Origin of the sequence: Bradyrhizobium sp. WYCCWR 13022 (genome assembly GCF_030435535.1) — a bacterium.
GTDB lineage: Bacteria > Pseudomonadota > Alphaproteobacteria > Rhizobiales > Xanthobacteraceae > Bradyrhizobium.
This window is the reverse complement of sequence record NZ_JAUIZJ010000010.1, coordinates 86,182-104,762: the sequence shown is the minus strand read 5'-3', so window position 1 is coordinate 104,762 and position 18,581 is coordinate 86,182. Positions and strand designations below refer to the sequence as shown.

The window sequence follows — 18,581 nt, the reverse complement described above, 5'->3', positions numbered from 1 at the left end:
CTCGAATTAACCTTCTCGCTTTAAGAAAGCGTTCATCCTCTTTCGCGCGCTAACGGGGTTGGCGGGAGAGTCCATTTTGAACGCTCGTCGACTGGGTGGGCTCATACGTGCTGGCTGGTTTCGCACGCCAATTTGCTGCGGTGTCGTTGTCCCATGCGGGCGTGAAGGTCGGATCTCGGATCGGCCTCGCCTCGCTGGTGCTGCTTGCGGCTGCCGGTTCGGTTCATAACGCCGCGGCGCTGAACGAAACCAAGACGCTCTCCTTCCATCACACCCATTCCGGCGAAGACCTCACCGTCACCTTCAAGCGCGACGGCCGCTACGACGAAGCCGCGCTGAAGACGCTCAATCACTTCCTGCGCGACTGGCGCACCCAGGACGAGACGGTGATGGACCGTCACCTGTTCGACATCCTCTGGGAAGTCTATCGCGACGTCGACGCCAAGCAGCCGATCCAGATCATCTCCTCCTATCGCTCCCCCGCCACCAACGCCATGCTCCGCCGCCGCTCCGCCCATACGGGCGTGGCGCGCTTCAGCCAGCACATGCTGGGCCATGCGATGGACTTCTACATTCCCGGCGTGCCGCTGGAGCAGATCCGCTTCGCAGGCCTGCGCCTGCAGCGTGGCGGCGTTGGCTTCTACCCGACCTCCGGCTCGCCCTTCGTGCATCTCGACACCGGCAACGTCCGGCATTGGCCGCGGATGACGCATGACCAGCTCGTCCGCGTCTTCCCGGACGGACGCACGGTCCATATCCCGAGCGATGGCGTACCGCTGAAGGGCTATGAACTCGCCAAGGCCGAGATCGAGCGTCGAGGTGACAACGACGGCGCGGGCGCCGGCAAGCCAAGCTTCTTCGCTGCCCTGTTCAAGGGCAGGTCTGCTCCGGCCGCCAGCAGCGACGAGGATGACGAGGGCGCTCCTGCCCTGACCGCCAAGCCCGCTCCGCCGACCGTGGTCGCCGCAGCCAAGCCTGCCGAAGCAAAGCCTGCCGATCCGGTGCCGACACCCCGCGCCAAGCCGTCCGTCGCCGCCGCGATCCAGCTCGCCTCGGCCGACGCGCAGCTCGTTGCGCCGCCCAGGCCGAAGCCCGCACCCGTGGCTGACAAGCCGGCGTCCGGCAAGCTCGAGACGCCGGCCGACATCATCAATGCCCGCGGCTTCTGGGATAATATCCAGTCTGCGCCGCGGCAGGCGACGCCGGCCCAGGTGGCTGCGCTAAGGGCTCGCCAGGCTCTTGCCGCCGCCACCGATCCGCAAGCCACAGCAAGCATCTCCAACGCGACCCTTCAGGCGCTGGCCTACGCGCCGGCCGCTTCTCCGGTCGACCGCGCCAACGTCGTCGCTGCCTCCGCGCCGATCCCGCGCGGCCTGCGTCCGGTGTCCGCGGCCCGCAATTCCGCGCCGGCCAACGAGATCAACACCGTCGTCGGCAAGAGCACCGATGGCATGATCGCCACCGCGACCCGGCTATCCGCCGCCAAGGGCGACAGCATTTGGCTCAAGATCGTGATGCTGTCCCCGAGCGCCAGCCGTGCGATGTCGGTGACGCTGATGGGCGAGCTCGATATGGTCGAGATGCGCGGCTATTTCGTCAAGCCGCACGCCGTGGTCGCGATGGGCTTCACCGACGATCCGATGCAAGGCCTGTCCTGCGACAGTTTTTCGGGCAGCGCGACCGCAAGGATCGAGACGACGTCGTTCGTGATGCGCACCGCCGCGCTACGCTGATAGCCGCGACCGTTTCCACAAACTCAGTCTCGTAGCCCGGATGCAACGCAGGGCAATCAGGGCCGGGCTACGGGTGCGCGGCGATCTCAGGCGCAAACGCCTCAGATCATTCCAAGCGCCTGCATGTAGGTCTCGAGGATCGTCTCGGCCTCGGCACGCTCGTTGGGATCCTGCTTGCGCAGGCGCACGATGGTGCGCAGCGCCTTGACGTCGTAGCCGTTGCCCTTGCTCTCGGCATAGACGTCACGGATGTCGTCGGAGATCGCCTTCTTCTCTTCCTCCAGCCGCTCGATGCGCTCGATGATGGATTTGAGCTGGTCCTTGGCAAATTTCGTCGCGGGCTCGTCGTCGCGGACGGCGGCGGAGGTGGCCATCTTGGTACTCCCAATGGAACTGGCAAAACGAGGTGACGCCGGCATCCTCACCGCGCGTGCTGGGTAGACCCTTAGGGTTGGCGCCGTCAGCGTTCAAGCAAGCATCGCGCTCGTCCACAGCGCGCCCACACCTTCCTGCAGGCGAGCAAAGAAAGCTGTTGTGTGGTGCGACTCAGGCCGCGCCAGTCCCCTCAGTGGTTGTGAGGATGGACCTTCTTCATCGCCTCGATCTGCTCAGGGGTCGCCGTGCCCTGGTACTTTGTCTTCCAGGTCTCGTAAGGCATGCCATAGACGGCCTCCCGGCTCTCATCCTTGCTCAACGCGACGCCTTGGGCGTCGGCGGCATCCTTGAGCCAGTTGGACAGGCAGTTGCGGCAGAAGCCGGCCAGATTCATCAGATCGATGTTCTGGACGTCGGTCCGCGTCTTCAGATGATCGACCAGACGCCGGAAAGCGGCCGCCTCGAGCTCCGTTCTGGTTTTATCGTCGATTGCCATGGCTGGACCTTTCGGCTGGACCTTGATGCTGGTCACCCTTACGGGATCAGGTGGGGTTCTGTCACAGATTTTGCCATATCGCGGCGCAAACGGCCGCTGGGCCGACCATTGGGCAATTCCCCGGCCCTACGCCAAATCGTCAATCATCTGGTATACGTTCCGCGACAATGATCGCCGAATCTCCCCGCTCCCCCCTTCGCCTGCTCGCCCGGTTGGTCCCGGTGCTGGCGCTTGGCCTGTTTTGCCTTTGGGCCAGCCCGGCCTCGGCCGACTTCCGGCTTTGCAACAACACCGCCAGCCGGGTCGGCATCGCGCTCGGCTACAAGGATGCCGACGGCTGGACCACCGAAGGCTGGTGGAACATCTCGTCCCGCTCCTGCGAGACCCTGCTGCGCGGCACGCTGATCGCCCGCTACTATTACATCTACGGGATCGACTACGACCGCGGAGGCGAATGGTCGGGCCAGGCCTTCATGTGCTCGCGCGACAAGGAATTCACCATCCGCGGCACCGAGGACTGCCTGGCGCGCGGCTATGACCGGACCGGCTATTTCGAGGTCGATACCGGCGAGCAGCGGGCCTGGACGGTACAGCTCACGGACGCCAACGAGCAGCCGTCGCAGCAACGTGTCCCCGGAATGCCTGGCCCGGTTGGCCCTGGTGGCGGCGTTCCGGGTTTGCCCAATAGCCCGCCCGGTGCTACGCCCCCGGGCTCGCCCGGCCTGCCACCGGCCGCCGCCCCGCCCCCGCCTGGAAATAAGCCATGAGGCGTCTTCGCCGTATCAAGATTCTCGCGACCCTCGGACCTGCCTCTTCGGATCTCGCGATGATCCGCCGCCTGTTCGAGGCCGGCGCCGATCTGTTCCGCATCAACATGAGCCACACCCCGCATGACAAGATGCGGGAGCTGGTGGCGACGATCCGCAACGTCGAGAGCAGCTACGGCCGCCCGATCGGCATCCTGGTCGACCTCCAGGGCCCGAAGCTCCGGCTAGGTGCGTTCGCCGAAGGCTCGGTCCAGCTCCAGAATGGCCAGACCTTCACGCTCGATTCCGACAAGACGCCCGGCGATGCCAGCCGCGTCAACCTCCCTCACCCCGAGATCCTCGCTGCACTCCGTCCCGGCCATGCGCTGCTGCTCGACGACGGCAAGGTGCGGCTGATCGCGGAGGAGACGTCCAAGGAGCACGCGGTGACGCGTGTCGTGGTCGGCGGCAAGATGAGCGACCGCAAGGGCGTCAGCCTTCCGGATACGGACCTGCCGGTCTCGGCGATGACGCCGAAGGACCGTGCCGACCTCGAGGCCGCGCTCGTCACCGGCGTCGACTGGATCGCGCTGTCCTTCGTGCAGCGCGCCGACGACGTGATCGAGGCCAAGAAGATGATCCGCGGCCGCGCCGCCGTGATGGCCAAGATCGAGAAGCCGCAGGCGATCGACCGCCTCGCCGACATCATCGAGGCTTCGGATGCGCTGATGGTGGCGCGCGGCGACCTCGGCGTCGAGCTGCCGCTGGAGCGCGTGCCGAGCCTGCAGAAGCAGATGACGCGCATGGCCCGCCGCGCCGGCAAGCCGGTGGTGATCGCGACCCAGATGCTGGAATCGATGATCCAGTCGCCGGTGCCGACCCGCGCCGAAGTCTCCGATGTCGCCACCGCCGTCTACGAGGGCGCCGACGCCATCATGCTGTCGGCGGAATCGGCGGCCGGCAAATTCCCGGTCGAGGCGGTCTCGACCATGAACCGCATCGGCGAGGAGGTCGAGCGCGACCCGACCTACCGGTCCGTGATCACGGCGCAGCGCCCCGCACCGGAATCCACCGCGGGCGATGCCATCGCCGACGCCGCGCGGCAGATCGCCGAGACGCTCGACCTGCCCGCGCTGATCTGCTGGACCAGCTCCGGCTCGACCGCCGTGCGCGTGGCGCGCGAGCGGCCGAAGCCGCCGATCGTGGCGATCACGCCGAACATCACCGCCGGCCGCCGGCTCGCCGTCGTCTGGGGCGTGCATTGCGTGGTGGCGGAAGACGCGCGCGACCAGGACGACATGGTGAGCCGCGCCGGCCAGATCGCGTTCCGCGACGGTTTCGTCCGCGCCGGGCAGCGCGTGATCATCGTCGCCGGCGTGCCGCTCGGCATCCCCGGCACCACCAACATGGTGCGCATCGCCTCCGTCGGCCCCGAGGGTGACGCGAATTTGTGAGGCTGCCGGCAGGCCGCCGACCAAGCCGGCCAAAACAACCCCATGCACAGTAGCCGGCTCATTCTGCCTGCTTCGCGCGGGTCTTGCGAAAAGGCGTGCTCAGGCAACGGCCTGAGCGCAGTCAGGCCACCGCCCGTGCCGTCGCGACATTTCAAGCCCCGACCAGCGCCTTGGTCGTCGGCAGCAGCGTCTGCTGCACGACAAGACCACGAGCGCGGGCGTCCATGACGCCGACGGCGCGCAGCGCCAGCAGCGTCACGGTCTGCACCGCGTCGCGCATTTTCACGGGATCTTCGAGATTGTCGGGCGCCAGCGGTCCGACCAGCGCTTCGTGCAGCGCGCCCAGCAGCGCGGTTGCGGCCAGGGACGTGTCCTGCGCCGGCAGATGGCCGGCGCGCACCGCGGCGTCGATCCGGGCGGCGATCTCACCGGCGATCTCGCGGCGGCTGGCCAGGCGGGAGGCGCTGACGTCGACATCGACGGGCTCGGCCAGGATGCCCCAGGCCAGCCGGCGCTGCGAGAGAGTATGGACCGCCACGGTGGTCACGGCCGCTGCCAGCGCGGAGGACGGCCCCGGCGCGGCGTCGGCCGCGCGCCTGATGGCCGCGAGCTCGTCGCGGGAGACCTCGGAAATCAGTTCGGAGATCAGCTCGGCCTTGGAAGGGAAATAGCGATAGACCGTGCCCGCCGCCACATTGGCCCTGATCGCGACCGGCGCGATCTGCACCGCCGCCATGCCGCCTTCGGCTGCGGCTTCCCTTGCCGCCGCCAGGATGGCGCTGCGCCGAGCCGCAAGGCGCTTCACCACTTGATGCGTCCGCCGATAAACCATGGCGCGCTTCCTGTCCCACCACGCCTGCCGCACGCCCCGCGGCCGAACGCTTCGTCACCGAATTCGCTGCAAATCGCCCCGCAAGGACTGAACAACTATTCAGGGAGGATGACAAGAACCAAATGCGTGGCGCGTCACGCTTGGAAGAACCTTGCAACGCTGCGCTGCAAACAGCTCAAATTGCAGGGAATCGATTGGTAAACGGCTGACCACGATTCTTACCGCGGTCTTAAAGCGCCTCGGCGACTGTCGCTGCGACCCAACCCGGTGCAGCATGGTCGACACGGACGCCAAAATCGCCTGGCAGCTCTTTCATTTGAACTGGCTTCCCATCGCAGTCATGGGTGGCCTGCTGGCGCTTGGCCTCTCCGTCACCGGCCTCAGGCTCGAGCCGGTCGCCTACGGCATCACGCTCGCGATCGCCGCGTCCCTCGTCGCCATCGCCTATCGTCATCGCATCGCCAGAGGCGATCTCGCCGATCCGAAACTGATCTTCTCGCTCGGCACGACCGGCCAGGTCATCATGACGTGCGCCATCGTCGGACCGCTGAGCTACGTCGCCGGCAAGATGGGTTTTCCGCTCCAGGACCATGCGCTGCTCGCGGTCGATCGCGCGCTCGGGTTGGATCCCGAACCGATCGCACGCTTCGTCAACGAGTATCCCTGGCTCGCGGACGTCCTCGCACGCGGCTACAGCCTGATCAAATGGCCGCTGCTCGGCGTCCCCGTCGTGCTGGCGCTGACCGCGCGTTACGTGCGGCTGCAATTGTTCATGCTGGCGATGAGCCTTGCGCTCGCCGTCACCATCGCGATCTCGGCGCTGGTGCCGGCGATCGGCACCTATTACGCACTGCAATTGCCGGCCGCACAGCTTCCCGACATCAACACCGCTGTTTACGCCGGACAATTGCGCGACATCCTGGCGCTGCGCGACGGCAGCCTGCACGAACTGCAATTGTTCAAGCTGTCCGGCATCGTCTCGTTCCCGAGCTTCCACGCCGCCTCCGCCGTGCTCTACATGTGGGCGCTGTGGCCGGTCCGCCGCATCGGCGGCATCGCGGCCGCACTCAATCTGTTGATGATCGCTGCAACGCCTGTCATCGGCGCGCATTACATCGTCGACGTTGCCGGCGGCATTGCGCTGGCGGCAGCCTCGATCTGGGCCGCGAAGGCCTATCTGGAGTGGATGGGCCGCGCGGCGAACAGCGTTGCGAAGGACGCATCGCCCGTTTGGCAGCCTGGCCTCGGCTAGAACTCCCGTAAGGTGCCGTCGGTGCTAAACTCGCAATGACGCTGGGGGTACACCGTGCCCACCACCTACGTGACGTGGGCACGCTTCGCTTTGCCCCATCCTGCGAGACCTTCAATGCCCCCCAAACGAAAAGAGCCCCGTCCGAGGACGGGGCTCTTTGAACTCTGAGTTCGTCTCAGCTTACTTCAGGCTGGACGAGATCGAGCCGAACTTGGTGTTCAGCGTGGTGCCGAGGTTGTTGACGACGGTGATGATCGCCAGCGCGATGCCGGCAGCGATCAGGCCGTATTCGATGGCGGTGGCGCCGGATTCGTCCTTCACGAAACGCGAAACGAGGTTCTTCATAGACTGCTCCAAAAGGTACACGAGGCTTCAATGGTCTGGTCTCTTCGGCTTCCCAGCGCCGCCCGACCATGGAACTCAACGTAAGGGCAAAGACTTGCGCCGCAGTTAATTCGACTGCGTAAACACGGAACGGATTGCATGTATTCGCCGATGGTAAACCGAAATTGAAAACGATCGGTTAAATTGCAAGGACACGAGACGGCGTCTTGTTTCGACGTGTTTGCCTGACGCCAACAGGTATCCACTTGTCGCAAGAGCCTCGATTGGTTCCGCCGGTTTACTGGAAGTTATGACCGTCGTGGTCCAATGCCGCCCGCTCGGTCCACCCGACAAAAACAAGACGAGGCGGCATGTCCCTTTCCTTCACCAACAGCATCACGGTACAGAGCCGCGCGCGCGCGCTGGTACCGCTGTGTGTCGGCGCGGGCGCCTATCTCTTCTTCCTCCATGTCGGCGATACGCTGCTTCAGGACTCCGACTCGTTCTGGCAGATCAAGATCGGCCAGTGGATCCTCGATCACCACGCCCTGCCCTACACCGACTTCTATTCCTTCACGCGGCCGGGCGAGCCCTGGATCTCGACGTCGTGGCTGTCGCAGATTCTGTTTTCGGCCTCCTACTCGCAATGGGACTGGGCGGGACCGGTGATCCTCACCGCGCTCGCGATCGCCGCCTCGGTTGCGATCTTCGTCTACCTGCTCGATGCCCATCTCGAAATTCCGCGCTCGGTGCTGTTCGCGATGCTGGCGGTGCTGCTGTCTCTGCACCACATCCTGGCGCGCCCGCACATGCTGGCGCTGCCGGTCATGATCGCGTGGGTCGGCGTGCTGATGAATGCGGCCGACCGCAAGGTGACGCCGTCCTGGGTCTGGCTGCCGCTGATGTCGCTATGGGCGAATTTGCACGGCGGCTTCGTGCTCGGCCTTGCGCTGATCGGCCCGATGGCGCTCGAAGCCATCTGGACGCTCGATTCCGGCAAGCAAATCCGCCTCCTCGCGCGCTGGTTTCTGTTCGGCGTCGCCGCCATGGCGGCCGCCTGCGTCACGCCCTATGGCTGGCGCACCCTGCTGGGTGCGACCAACATCCTCAATCTCGGCGAATTGCTGTCGGTCATCTCGGAATGGATGCCGGCGAATTTCGCCTCGTTCTCGGCTTTCGAAGGCGCGATCCTCGGCCTGATCGCGATCGGCCTCTTCCGTGGCCTCACGCTGTCGCCACCGCGCATCCTGCTGATCCTGCTGTTCACCTGGATGGGCCTCACCCATGTCAGGAGCATCGAGGCCTTTGCCTTCCTGGTGCCGCTGGTGCTGGCCAAGCCGCTCGGCGAAAAGTCGCCGCTGCCGCAGTTCGATGCGCAAGCCACCGAGAGCTGGGCGGCGCGCTACGTCACGATCATGGGCGCCCTGATGATCGCGGCTGCGGCCTGGACTTCGACATCGATCTACATGTCGCATCACCGCTTCACCTTCACGATGGAGCAGACGCCGGTGGCCGCCGTCGACCTGCTCCAGCAGCGCAAGGCGCAGCGCATCTTCAACGCCTACCAGTTCGGCGGCTATCTGATCTCGCGCGACATCCCCGTCTTCGTCGACGGCCGCGCCGAGCTCTATGGCGAGAAGTTCGTGATGGACTTCTTCAAGGCGATCGAAGTCAAGAAGCTCGACAACCTGACGCGGCTGCTCGAAGAGTACAAGATCGACGCCACGCTGCTGGTCGCCGATAGCCCCGCCGCCCAGGTGCTCGATCACATCAAGGGCTGGAAGCGGCTCTATGCCGACAACATCGCCGTGATCCATGTGCGGGATGACGCGGCAGTCGCGGCCGCGCCGGCCAAGCCATGAGCATCGCGGCCAGTCTTCCGATCGCGCGCGCGCAGCGCAATCTGGCGCCGCTCTGCATCGCGGCCGGAAGCTTCCTGCTGCTGCTGGTGAGCGGCGACAGTCTGCTGCACGATCCCGACACACTCTGGCAGATCAAGGTCGGCCAGTGGATCCTCGATCATCGCACTGTCCCCTGGACCGATCTCTATTCGCTGACGCGCCAGGGCGAGGTCTGGCTCTCGACGTCCTGGCTGTCGCAGGTGCTGTTCGCGATTGCCGATGCCTGGGGGGGCTGGACCGGGCCCGTTGTACTCACCGCCGCCGCGATCGCGCTGGCGATGGCGCTGCTACTGGCCTTCCTGCAGCGGCATCTCGACCTGCCTTACGCGCTGGTGTTCTGCCTGCTGGCGATGACGCTGGCCGCGCCGCATCTGCTGGCCCGCCCGCATGTGCTGGCGCTGCCGGTCATGGTCGCCTGGAGCGGCGCCTTGATGGCGGCGGCCGATCGCGGCCGCGCGCCGTCCTTCCTGCTGCTGCCGCTGATGGCGCTGTGGGCCAATCTTCACGGCGGCTTCGTGCTCGGGCTCGCCTTGACCGGCGCGATCGGCCTCGAAGCGCTCTGGCGCGCTGCGCCCACGCGCCGGCTGGCGCTCGCGATGCAATGGGCCGCATTCGGGTTTGGCGCTTTGGCGGCGAGCTGCTGCACGCCCTACGGAATAGACACGCTGCTCGGCGCGGCCCGCATCCTCAGCCTCGGCAAATCGTTCTCCGTCATCGCCGAATGGCGTCCGGCCGATTTCAGCGCCTTCAGCCCGTTCGCGGGCGCCCTGCTCGGGCTGCTCGGTCTGGCACTGATGCGCGGCCTGACCTTGTCGCCGCCGCGCGTGCTGCTGATCCTCGGCACCACCTGGATGGCGCTGGCGCATGTCCGCAGTATCGAGACCTTCGGCATGCTCGTCCCTCTGGTGCTGGCGCAGCCACTGAGCGGATGGATCCGGCCCGCGTCAGAGGCACCGCGCGGCTTGCGGATGGCGCCCGGCGCCCCGGCGGCGCTGGCCGCGATGGCGATCGTGCTGGCGACCGCAAGCGCGACGGCGACCTTTGCCGCACATCACACCTTCGAATTCTCCACGGCGCAGACGCCGGTTGCGGCCGTCGACGTGCTGGCCGCGCGCAAGGCCGCGCGCGTCTTCAATTCCTACGGCTTTGGCGGCTATCTCATCGTTCGCGACATCAGGCCTTTCGTCGACGGACGATCGGAGCTCTACGGTGAAAAATTCCTGATGGACTATTTCGCCGCCGAAGACGGCCGCGACGTCTCAGGCCTGTTGCGCATGCTCGACGAGAACAGGATCGACGCGACCCTGCTCACGGTGGACTCACCGGCGGCCCAGATCCTGGATCATATCAAGGGTTGGAAACGGCTGTATGCGGACAAGATCGCCGTGGTGCATGTGCGGGACGATCAGGACGCCGCGCCATCGAAGTGAAGACGCAGCGGCAGGACGAAAATGTCGGCTTCAGGCATGAAGCATGCTGAAGCAGCAGCACCGGCGATTCGCGGCCTCGCCCATGGCCCGACAGTCCGCCAAGCACAGACAGTTCCACCGATGTTGGGAGGCTGCCCGTCATGGATCAGCGCCAACGCTTTTGCATATTTTTCCTGATTTGGGAACGCCATCAAATTCTGCTCGTTGGAAGGGGGCCCATAAGGAGGAGAAAGCCATGAAGGTTGCGATCATCTTGCTGTCGGCGGTCAGCCTGGCAGCTGCGGCGCCGGCAGCTCTTGCACAGAACAGCACGTCGACCAAAACCCCCGGCCACGAGATGCAGACCAAGGGTGCGAAAGTCGGCAGCCCTGGCGCGTCCAGCTATTCGCCCGGCCACGAAATGCTGGCCAAAGGCTCCAAGAACGGCTCGCCTGGCGCGTCGGGTTATGCGCCCGGTCAAACGACCGGCTCGGCTTCCAGCCCAGGGAGTAGTAGCACGAAGAGGTAACAAGATTCCCCGATGCCCGCCGATTTTCCCGGCGGGCGTTTTCCTGCGGTCGGTCCGCCACTGTTGCGAACAAAGTCGAGCGAGGTCGTAGATGCGTTTCCTTCCGGTAGTTCCCGCAATTTTCGTGTCCTTATTTGTCATTGCCAATCCCGCTTCAGCAAGGATCGGCCTTCCCCCCGCGCCGGCGGGTGACGATGCGGTCATCCAGGTCCGCGGCGGGCACGGCCATGGGCATGGTCATGGATGGCATGGCAATCGCGGGCATCACTACGGATGGTATCTGGGCCGCGGCAACTGGAAGCACCGGCACTGAGCAAGCGGCGGCGATCGAGCTGTCCACGACACCATTTGCGAACGGCTTGCGCAGATTGATCTGCCTCCGGCATCATGGGTCCGGAGGCTCGTTTTTCCGTGTCGTTGAAAAATCCGGACGCAATCGCCGTCATCGTATCTGCGCTCCGCCAGGTCCATGGTGACGACGTCGCGCGGATGATGCTGGTCGAGGGCATGAGCCTGGCCAATCTGATCGACGCGATGTTCTCGGCGCCCCTGACGCACCGCGAAGCCGTCCGGGCGATCACCGACGGGCTCGACGACTTCGTCATCACGCCGGACCTCGGCCTGATTTGGCACCTCAAATACATCTACGGGCCCGGCTCCCTGCACGTCGTGGATCTGGAGATCGCCACGCCTGATGGCACGCTGGCGAGCAAGGACGTCTGGCTTCGTCTCGCGTCGTGAAAAGGGTGGGTCAGGTCACGGCGGCAACTGCGTCCACCTCCGCAATGACGGAGCGTGGAGCCGCGGCGTGGGTTCGCCACCGGGCCGATGCTACTTCGCTTGCTTCGCGCGATCCTTCACGGGGATCACGAGCTTCAGGCCGGACCAGATGTCGTCGACGGCGCAGATCTTGATATCGACAAGGCCGTTCGCGAGCGCGGTTTCGCGCACCAAGGCTTCGGTGACGTCGGTCGCAACGCCTGACGCCTTCTTCGGCCAAGAGGCCCAGATCATCCCGTCGGGCGCGATCGCCTTGCGGTAGCTGCGCAGCTTGGCGGCGAGGCCTTTTGCTTCGGTCGCGAAGACATGGACCAGGTCGAGCGGGGCCCTGGCGGTCTTTGCGATCCTGACGTCGTCAGGCAATCCGCCGACGAGATCGCCATAGGCCACGGACAGCCCATCCACAAAAATACAAAAGCCCGGCTTGATGCCGAGCTTTTGCACTAACGGTTTGCCGGAATATCCGGCCATGGCAGGCGAGCGTTACGCCTGCGGCTGCGGCTCCAGGCCGGGATCCGGATCGGGCCGCGGGCGCGACTTGCCGGCCGGAGGCACGGCGGAGGCGCGCGGCGTGGTCGGCTCGAGCACCGACTCGCGGTTCGGCTTCTTGCCCTTGAGCAGGTCGACGATCTCGTCACCGCTGAGCGTTTCGAACTCGAGCAGGCCCTTGGCCAGCGCTTCGAGGTCGGCATGCTTCTCGGTGAGGATGCGGGTCGCTTCCTTGTAGCCTTCCTCGACCAGACGGCGGATCTCGGAGTCGATCTTCTGCACCGTCGCTTCAGAGGCGTTCTGCGTGCGCGAGACCGACATCCCCAGAAACACCTCGTCCTGGTTCTCGCCGTAGGAGACGGTGCCGAGCTCTTCCGACAGGCCCCAGCGCGTCACCATCATCCGGGCAAGGCGCGTGGCCTGCTCGATGTCGGAGGCGGCGCCCGAGGTCACCTTCTCGCGGCCGAAGATCAGCTCTTCGGCGACGCGGCCGCCCATCATGATGGCGAGGCGCGAGGTCATCTGCTCCAGGGACATCGACAGCTTGTCGCGCTCGGGGAGCTGCATGACCATGCCGAGCGCGCGGCCGCGCGGGATGATGGTCGCCTTGTGGATCGGATCGGTCGCGGGCACGTTGAGGCCGACGATGGCATGGCCGCCCTCGTGATAGGCCGTCAGCAGCTTCTCTTCCTCGGTCATGACCAGCGACTTGCGCTCGGCGCCCATCATCACCTTGTCCTTGGCCTCCTCGAACTCGGCCTGGGTCACCATGCGCTTGTTGCGGCGGGCCGCGGTGAGGGCTGCTTCGTTGACGAGGTTCATCAGGTCGGCGCCGGAGAATCCAGGCGTGCCGCGCGCGATGGTCTTGAGGTTGATATCGGGCGCCAGCGGCACCTTGCGAACGTGAACCTTGAGGATCTGCTCGCGGCCGACGACGTCGGGATTCGGCACCACGACCTGGCGGTCGAAACGGCCCGGACGCAGCAGCGCGGGATCGAGCACGTCGGGGCGGTTGGTCGCGGCGATCAGGATCACGCCCTCGTTCGCCTCGAAGCCGTCCATCTCGACCAGCAACTGGTTCAGCGTCTGCTCGCGCTCGTCATTGCCGCCGCCGAGACCGGCGCCGCGATGACGACCGACCGCGTCGATTTCGTCGATGAAGATGATGCAGGGCGCGTTCTTCTTGGCCTGCTCGAACATGTCACGCACACGGGAGGCGCCGACGCCGACGAACATTTCGACGAAGTCCGAACCCGAAATGGTGAAGAACGGCACGTTGGCTTCGCCCGCGACCGCGCGCGCGATCAGGGTCTTGCCGGTGCCGGGAGGGCCGACCAGCAGCACGCCGCGCGGAATGCGGCCGCCGAGGCGCTGGAATTTGCCGGGATCACGGAGGAATTCGACGATCTCCTGCAGGTCCTGCTTGGCCTCGTCGACGCCGGCGACGTCTTCAAACGTGACGCGGCCATGGGCCTCGGTCAGCATCTTCGCGCGCGACTTGCCGAAGCCCATCGCCTTGCCGGCGCCGCCCTGCATCTGCCGCGACAGGAAGATCCAGACGCCGATCAACGCGATGAAGGGCAGCCAGGAGACCAAGAGCGAGACGAACCACGGCACGTTGTCGCCGGGCGGCTTCGCGGTGATCTGGACCTTGCTGTCATAGAGGCGCTTCACCAGCGTCGGGTCGTTCGGCGCATAGGTCTGGAAGCTCTGGCCGGTGGTGAAGGTGCCGTGAATATCGGGGCCCTGGATCACGACGTCGCGGACGCGGCCCTGGTCAACCTCGGTCAGGAGCTGGGAGAACGCGATGTCCTGCGAGGAGGCGCGCTGGCCCGGATTCTGGAAGAGCGTGAACAACGCCAAGAGCAGCAAAACAATGATGACCCAGAGGGCGAAATTGCGCAGATTGGCGTTCATCGATCTTCCTTCGTGGTCGCGCGGATCGCGGCCTCATCCTTGGGCTTCACGAGGAAATCCCCAAGGAATCCTCATCGTTAGACGCATACAATTTAGGTGCCGCCCCGGTCGCTGCCAAGGGAACGAGATGGGACTATTTAGCCCATCTTAGAGCAATTCCCGCTGAAATAATGGCATCGAGGCCGGGGTTTTTCCTGCCTGGTTAAGGTGTCCTGACGGCGGGCCGCCGAAACGGCCGGTGTCATGGTCCGCACTCATCCGACCTTCAAGAGCTACTGGATCCACCCTTGGATCCACCCTTGGACGTTCCCTTGGACATTCCCTTGGACGCTCCCTTGGACCGCCGGACCGGCGCGGGCGCGATGTGGATACGCCCCCCGGCAAGGCTGATCAAGGCTCCCGCGAGGGTTTGCTTGAGAAGGCTCTGCTTCGGGATGGAACGGCCATTCACGGATGCACGAGACCCCGCAACCATCGCCTGATCCAGCGCGGCAAGCAGGGTCTCGACCTTGCCGAGTTCCGCCGGCCCTTCGTGGCCCAGCGCGTCGATCGCCCGAAGCAGGAGCCGTAGCCGGACTTCTTCCGGCAGGGTGGCGAAGGCTTCCGCTTCGAAGGAGCTTTGGGCCTCGGAACTGCGAACGCCCGGCTGCGGCCGTCGGCCGCGATCCATCAAGCGGAGAAAGCGCTCGGCGCCGTCGGTCAGCACCTCGACGGCCGCGTTGGCACGGGCGAGCCTGCCTGCGAGCCGCACCAGGGTGCGGGCATCGCCGCCCTCGGCTGCGAGTTGCGGCAGCAGCGCGCGAAGCCTCGGCCGCGTGAAGGAAGCGTCGCGGTTGGTGGGATCATCCGTGAAGCTGATCCTGGCCCGCCTCAGTGTTGCGATCAGTTGCGATTTCGGAACATCGAGCAGCGGGCGCGCCAGCACGAGGCCGTCGCGCGGCGTGAAGCGCGCCATCGCCGACAGGCCGGCGATGCCGCTGCCGCGGAGCAGCCGCATCAGCAGCGTCTCGGCCTGGTCGTCGCGGGTGTGGGCGGTGAGCACGTGGCTTGCGCCGGCCGAGCGGGCGGCTTGCGCCAGCAGGCGGTAACGGGCTTCGCGCGCGGCGGCGGGCAATCCCGTCGCCGGCTTTGCGCCGCGCCAGCGCAGGGTCCGGTGCGCAAGGCCGAGTTCAGTGGCAAGCCGCTTGACCTCGCGCGCCTCGCGCGCCGCCTCGCTCCGCAGGCCATGATCGACGGTGACGACGGTGAGCTCGGGGCCGCGCGCAAGGCTGCGCCGCCAGCGCGCCGCGAGCCACATCAGCGCGACCGAGTCGGGCCCGCCGGAGACGGCGAGCACCAAGGCCGGCGCGCTTCTGAGCTCGGCGAAGAGCTGCTTCGCCGCGCGCGCGGAGATCGGTGAATTGTCGTCGTCTGACATGACGCGGCCCAGCAATCGCCAGACTATCTAGCGCATTCCCGTCCGCGTTGTCAGCGAGGCGTCAGCACTTCACCCGCTTCTGCTCGCGGTCCACCGCGGCCTTCACGCCGGCCGAGGCGCGCGGATATTTGCGGCCGACCTCGCCGAAGGCGGCGCAGGCGGCTTCCTTCTCCTTCAGCGCGGCGAGCGACTGGCCGAGCCGCAGCAGCGCATCCGGCGCCTTGGCCGATTTGTCGTATTTCGTGGTGACGGCGAGGAAGGCTTCGGCGGAATCGCGATATTGCTGGCGCTGGAAATAGCTTTCGCCGAGCCAGTATTGCGCATCGCCGAGCAGCGGATCTGCAGGATATTTCGCCGCGAAATTCTTCATGGTCTGCTCGGCCAGAGCATAATCCTTGCGCTGCATGTAGCCGATGCCGAGGTCGAACTCGTCGCGCGGCGTCGCCGAGGGCGGCAGGGTCGCAAGAGCCGGAGCACCTCCGGCCTGCGCGGGATAGCCCTGCTGGGCGGGCGGATAGCCCGGCTGCGCCGGCGCGGCCGCCTGCGGGTAGCGGCCTGGAGCATTGTTGATGTCGAGCGGCTCGCCGACGCCGCGGCCACCGGGCGCGCCGCCAACCTGACCACCGCCGGCCGACATCGGCTGCTGGCCGCCGCCGAGCGCGCGCGGTGCGCCCGGCGCATTCGGATTCTGGTTCGGGTCGAACGCATCGCCCCGCCGGCGCGTACCGGGCGCGCCGGGGCCGGGCTGTTCCTGAACGATCGGCGCGGGAGAAGCGATCTGCGGCTGCTCGTAGTTCGGCTGCATAGCCTGCTGCTGCGGCGGCTGCTGGCGATAGGCGGGCGCGACCTGCGCGGGCGGCACCGCCGCGACATTGGGCTGGGCGGGCGGCTGGCCGGGCGTCGCGCCTTGCGCGCCGCCCTCGAGCTGGCGGATGCGATCCTCGAGCTGCCGGTTGCGATATTGCAGCTCCTCGTTCTGGCCGGTGAGCTGGCGCAGCTGGTTCTCCAGCCGCTCGATCCGCATCTCGGGGTCCTCGCCGTCCGACTGGGCGAAGACGGGCGTGCACAAGGAGAGCAGCGCGGCGATGGCCACGGTGCCGGTAAGGACCTTAAATCTGGATGACATCTTGCCCTGACGACGAAAGCGAAATGGCCTGCGACGGAACCTGCGACGCGCCACACATCGAAGCGGAGTACGCCAAAAATGTGACTGGCACCACCGGGATTCTGTCACAGAATGCTGAAACGAAACCGGCGCCCGTGAGGGCGCCGGCATATTCTGTTTCCAGAGATGAACGCCGCCTGACCGAAGCGTCAGGAGCTCGCGTTCAGCACGGTCACGGCGCGACGGTTCTGCGACCAGCAGGAGATATCGTTACAGACGGCGACGGGCCGCTCCTTGCCGTAGGAGATCGTGCGCATCCGGTTCGGATCGATGCCGCGCGAGGCGAGGAACGCGCGCACCGACTGGGCACGGCGGGCGCCGAGGGCGATGTTGTATTCGCGGGTGCCGCGCTCGTCGGCGTGACCTTCGATGGTGAAGGAGTAGCGCGGATAGGTCTGGAGCCACTGCGCCTGCTTCTCCAGGGTCACGATCGCCTGCGGGGTCAGATCGGTCTGGTCGCTCTCGAAGAACACGCGGTCGCCCACGTTCACCACGAAATCCTGCTGGCTGCCGGGCGTCGCCGCGCTCGCATTGGCGTCCAGGCCCGCATTCTGCTTGGCGCAGGCGCCCATCGACAGCGCGATTGCGACCACTGCAGCCAGCTTCCATCCCTGGAGGATACGCATAGGATATTTCATTCCGGAGCCTCCACGCTCACGTTCGTCCACTGCTGTCCGGTCTACAGGGGGTTGGTTAAGCGAACGTTCCGTCAACCTTGACGGAACCTTGCCTCAGCCGGTCAAATGCCCCCAACCAGCGAAAAGCACCCATCATGGTTAATGGGTTGTAAATGTGGCGCGAGGGTGAAGGCAAGCCGTGGCGCGCACGGAACCGGGTATTTTTAAGCCCGGTCCGGACCTTCCGGGTGCTTGACCACAGCTTGCGGTCGGGCGCAGCCGTCTTGGGGGGTCTTCAGGAGGAGGCAACCAGCTTTGGACGCTCGGAGGCAACTTTCGGCAATTCGACGCCCGCCGATTGCTTCATGCTGTGCTCGAACAGCATCCGCCGCTCGAATGCGCTCGAGCGCATGATCGGAAAACGGGTCAAGACCCTTTCCCGCACGGCACGGAAATCGGACGCCATCAGAGCCACCTTTGCCAGGGCATTCGGAAACAGGCGCGGCTCGGCGATGGTTTCGTTCAGGAAGACCCGGCGATAGAACGGCTCATGCGCAGGACGCACGAGCGCGAGGCCGGTATCGGCATTGAAATATTCGCAGGCCAGAAACACCAGCCGCACCGTCAGATAGGGAAGCTCAGGAAAGCATTTGGCTTTTTCCGGGCTCGCAACGAAGCGGGCCGGATCGATGAAAACCTCGCCCCGATCGAGGCGAGGATGCAGCACGTCGCCGAACAGATCGGTCGTGCAGGACATCCGCTGTTCTGAGGTCAGCAGGTGGAGACGAATGGAGCTGCAGAGTTCGCCATCGACGTAGACGCCGAACGTCTTCGCATTGGGCGCATCGTCGTAACCGTCGCTGTAGCGCTGGGACTCCGACTGCGGAATGAGTCCGCCGCGCGTATAGGCCCTGTAGCGCATCTGATAGAGCTGATCTTTCTCCTCGGGAGTCTCGATGGATCGGTAGTCGATGCGATCGAACAGCGCTCCCCCCCGCACAGAGAGCGAAGCGCGCGGTTCGGCTTCAAACTTCATCCAACATTCCTCAACTAACGAACAACTTTTGCGAGTGACAAAAAGATTAACAGCTTCTTAACAAGCATGCAACGTAATCACCCTGTTAGGGTTAACCCCGCCGGTCGTG

Annotated in this window: 18 protein-coding genes; 8 read left to right on the top strand and 10 right to left on the bottom strand. The window is 65.6% G+C overall.

Features of this window, described 5'->3' with window-relative positions; translation table 11 throughout:
- Nucleotides 1-95: 95 nt before the first annotated feature.
- Nucleotides 96-1,733 (top strand): DUF882 domain-containing protein, encoded by a 1,638-nt coding sequence (locus QY049_RS16175; RefSeq protein ID WP_301269590.1) that lies wholly within the window; start codon nt 96-98, stop codon nt 1,731-1,733.
- A gap of 101 nt (nt 1,734-1,834) precedes the next feature.
- On the opposite strand, the gene QY049_RS16170 is transcribed toward QY049_RS16175, so the two are convergent.
- Both QY049_RS16170 and QY049_RS16165 read right to left on the bottom strand, forming a co-directional pair.
- On the bottom strand, nt 1,835-2,107 hold the full coding sequence (locus QY049_RS16170; protein WP_008546273.1) for a DUF2312 domain-containing protein: 273 nt from the start codon (nt 2,105-2,107) through the stop codon (nt 1,835-1,837).
- Nucleotides 2,108-2,298: 191 nt separating this feature from the next.
- Nucleotides 2,299-2,604: a DUF1244 domain-containing protein gene (locus QY049_RS16165; protein ID WP_194479643.1), complete on the bottom strand. Its 306-nt coding sequence runs from the start codon at nt 2,602-2,604 to the stop codon at nt 2,299-2,301.
- A gap of 167 nt (nt 2,605-2,771) precedes the next feature.
- Between QY049_RS16165 and QY049_RS16160 the strand changes: the two genes are divergently transcribed.
- Entirely contained in the window at nt 2,772-3,371 is a 600-nt protein-coding gene (locus QY049_RS16160; protein WP_301269589.1) for a DUF1036 domain-containing protein, read from the top strand.
- A complete protein-coding gene (gene pyk, locus QY049_RS16155; RefSeq protein WP_194479641.1) occupies nt 3,368-4,804 on the top strand; it encodes a pyruvate kinase in 1,437 nt (478 codons plus the stop codon). The genes QY049_RS16160 and pyk overlap by 4 nt, the downstream gene beginning before the upstream one ends.
- A 151-nt stretch (nt 4,805-4,955) precedes the next feature.
- Here the strand turns inward: pyk and QY049_RS16150 are convergent, their stop codons facing one another.
- A complete protein-coding gene (locus QY049_RS16150; RefSeq protein WP_258765170.1) occupies nt 4,956-5,636 on the bottom strand; it encodes a TetR/AcrR family transcriptional regulator in 681 nt (226 codons plus the stop codon).
- A 274-nt stretch (nt 5,637-5,910) separates the two neighbouring features.
- Here QY049_RS16150 and QY049_RS16145 point away from each other — a divergent pair, with 274 nt between their 5' ends.
- A complete protein-coding gene (locus QY049_RS16145; RefSeq protein WP_258765169.1) occupies nt 5,911-6,888 on the top strand; it encodes a phosphatase PAP2 family protein in 978 nt (325 codons plus the stop codon).
- A gap of 180 nt (nt 6,889-7,068) precedes the next feature.
- On the opposite strand, the gene QY049_RS16140 is transcribed toward QY049_RS16145, so the two are convergent.
- Nucleotides 7,069-7,233, bottom strand: a complete 165-nt coding sequence (locus tag QY049_RS16140) for a Flp family type IVb pilin (protein ID WP_194466236.1) — start codon at nt 7,231-7,233, stop codon at nt 7,069-7,071.
- Between the two features lie 350 nt (nt 7,234-7,583).
- On the opposite strand from QY049_RS16140, the gene QY049_RS16135 reads away from it, so the two are divergent.
- From QY049_RS16135 to QY049_RS16120, 4 genes are all read left to right on the top strand, one after another.
- Nucleotides 7,584-9,074, top strand: a complete 1,491-nt coding sequence (locus QY049_RS16135) for a hypothetical protein (protein WP_194479638.1) — start codon at nt 7,584-7,586, stop codon at nt 9,072-9,074.
- Nucleotides 9,071-10,543 carry a hypothetical protein gene (locus tag QY049_RS16130; RefSeq protein WP_301269588.1) on the top strand — a complete coding sequence of 491 codons (1,473 nt, stop codon included), beginning with the start codon at nt 9,071-9,073 and terminating at the stop codon, nt 10,541-10,543. The genes QY049_RS16135 and QY049_RS16130 overlap by 4 nt, the downstream gene beginning before the upstream one ends.
- A gap of 235 nt (nt 10,544-10,778) precedes the next feature.
- The gene (locus tag QY049_RS16125) at nt 10,779-11,051 is read left to right on the top strand and encodes a hypothetical protein (RefSeq protein ID WP_301269587.1); all 273 of its coding nucleotides are present in this window, start codon (nt 10,779-10,781) and stop codon (nt 11,049-11,051) included.
- A gap of 387 nt (nt 11,052-11,438) precedes the next feature.
- Nucleotides 11,439-11,792 carry a hypothetical protein gene (locus QY049_RS16120; RefSeq protein ID WP_194479635.1) on the top strand — a complete coding sequence of 118 codons (354 nt, stop codon included), beginning with the start codon at nt 11,439-11,441 and terminating at the stop codon, nt 11,790-11,792.
- A gap of 90 nt (nt 11,793-11,882) precedes the next feature.
- On the opposite strand, the gene QY049_RS16115 is transcribed toward QY049_RS16120, so the two are convergent.
- From QY049_RS16115 to QY049_RS16090, 6 genes are all read right to left on the bottom strand, one after another.
- Complete coding sequence (locus QY049_RS16115; protein WP_258765167.1) at nt 11,883-12,302, bottom strand: DUF3052 domain-containing protein; 420 nt, start codon at nt 12,300-12,302, stop codon at nt 11,883-11,885.
- Between the two features lie 12 nt (nt 12,303-12,314).
- On the bottom strand, nt 12,315-14,237 hold the full coding sequence (ftsH, locus tag QY049_RS16110) for an ATP-dependent zinc metalloprotease FtsH (RefSeq protein ID WP_194479633.1): 1,923 nt from the start codon (nt 14,235-14,237) through the stop codon (nt 12,315-12,317).
- A gap of 265 nt (nt 14,238-14,502) precedes the next feature.
- On the bottom strand, nt 14,503-15,654 hold the full coding sequence (tilS, locus tag QY049_RS16105; RefSeq protein ID WP_301269586.1) for a tRNA lysidine(34) synthetase TilS: 1,152 nt from the start codon (nt 15,652-15,654) through the stop codon (nt 14,503-14,505).
- Between the two features lie 61 nt (nt 15,655-15,715).
- The gene (gene ybgF, locus QY049_RS16100) at nt 15,716-16,780 is read right to left on the bottom strand and encodes a tol-pal system protein YbgF (RefSeq protein ID WP_301269585.1); all 1,065 of its coding nucleotides are present in this window, start codon (nt 16,778-16,780) and stop codon (nt 15,716-15,718) included.
- Between the two features lie 188 nt (nt 16,781-16,968).
- On the bottom strand, nt 16,969-17,457 hold the full coding sequence (pal, locus tag QY049_RS16095) for a peptidoglycan-associated lipoprotein Pal (RefSeq protein WP_194479630.1): 489 nt from the start codon (nt 17,455-17,457) through the stop codon (nt 16,969-16,971).
- A gap of 274 nt (nt 17,458-17,731) precedes the next feature.
- Nucleotides 17,732-18,472, bottom strand: coding sequence for a hypothetical protein (locus QY049_RS16090; protein WP_246755697.1), 741 nt, complete (start codon nt 18,470-18,472; stop codon nt 17,732-17,734).
- Nucleotides 18,473-18,581: the final 109 nt, after the last annotated feature.

Coding starts and splice junctions, on each gene's coding strand:
- QY049_RS16170 (WP_008546273.1), bottom strand. CDS start 2,107: ATGGCCACCTCCGCCGCCGTCCGCGACGACGAGCCCGCGACGAAATTT.
- QY049_RS16165 (WP_194479643.1), bottom strand. CDS start 2,604: ATGGCAATCGACGATAAAACCAGAACGGAGCTCGAGGCGGCCGCTTTC.
- QY049_RS16160 (WP_301269589.1), top strand. CDS start 2,772: ATGATCGCCGAATCTCCCCGCTCCCCCCTTCGCCTGCTCGCCCGGTTG.
- pyk (WP_194479641.1), top strand. CDS start 3,368: ATGAGGCGTCTTCGCCGTATCAAGATTCTCGCGACCCTCGGACCTGCC.
- QY049_RS16150 (WP_258765170.1), bottom strand. CDS start 5,636: ATGGTTTATCGGCGGACGCATCAAGTGGTGAAGCGCCTTGCGGCTCGG.
- QY049_RS16145 (WP_258765169.1), top strand. CDS start 5,911: ATGGTCGACACGGACGCCAAAATCGCCTGGCAGCTCTTTCATTTGAAC.
- QY049_RS16140 (WP_194466236.1), bottom strand. CDS start 7,233: ATGAAGAACCTCGTTTCGCGTTTCGTGAAGGACGAATCCGGCGCCACC.
- QY049_RS16135 (WP_194479638.1), top strand. CDS start 7,584: ATGTCCCTTTCCTTCACCAACAGCATCACGGTACAGAGCCGCGCGCGC.
- QY049_RS16130 (WP_301269588.1), top strand. CDS start 9,071: ATGAGCATCGCGGCCAGTCTTCCGATCGCGCGCGCGCAGCGCAATCTG.
- QY049_RS16125 (WP_301269587.1), top strand. CDS start 10,779: ATGAAGGTTGCGATCATCTTGCTGTCGGCGGTCAGCCTGGCAGCTGCG.
- QY049_RS16120 (WP_194479635.1), top strand. CDS start 11,439: ATGGGTCCGGAGGCTCGTTTTTCCGTGTCGTTGAAAAATCCGGACGCA.
- QY049_RS16115 (WP_258765167.1), bottom strand. CDS start 12,302: ATGGCCGGATATTCCGGCAAACCGTTAGTGCAAAAGCTCGGCATCAAG.
- ftsH (WP_194479633.1), bottom strand. CDS start 14,237: ATGAACGCCAATCTGCGCAATTTCGCCCTCTGGGTCATCATTGTTTTG.
- tilS (WP_301269586.1), bottom strand. CDS start 15,654: ATGTCAGACGACGACAATTCACCGATCTCCGCGCGCGCGGCGAAGCAG.
- ybgF (WP_301269585.1), bottom strand. CDS start 16,780: ATGTCATCCAGATTTAAGGTCCTTACCGGCACCGTGGCCATCGCCGCG.
- pal (WP_194479630.1), bottom strand. CDS start 17,457: ATGAAATATCCTATGCGTATCCTCCAGGGATGGAAGCTGGCTGCAGTG.
- QY049_RS16090 (WP_246755697.1), bottom strand. CDS start 18,472: ATGAAGTTTGAAGCCGAACCGCGCGCTTCGCTCTCTGTGCGGGGGGGA.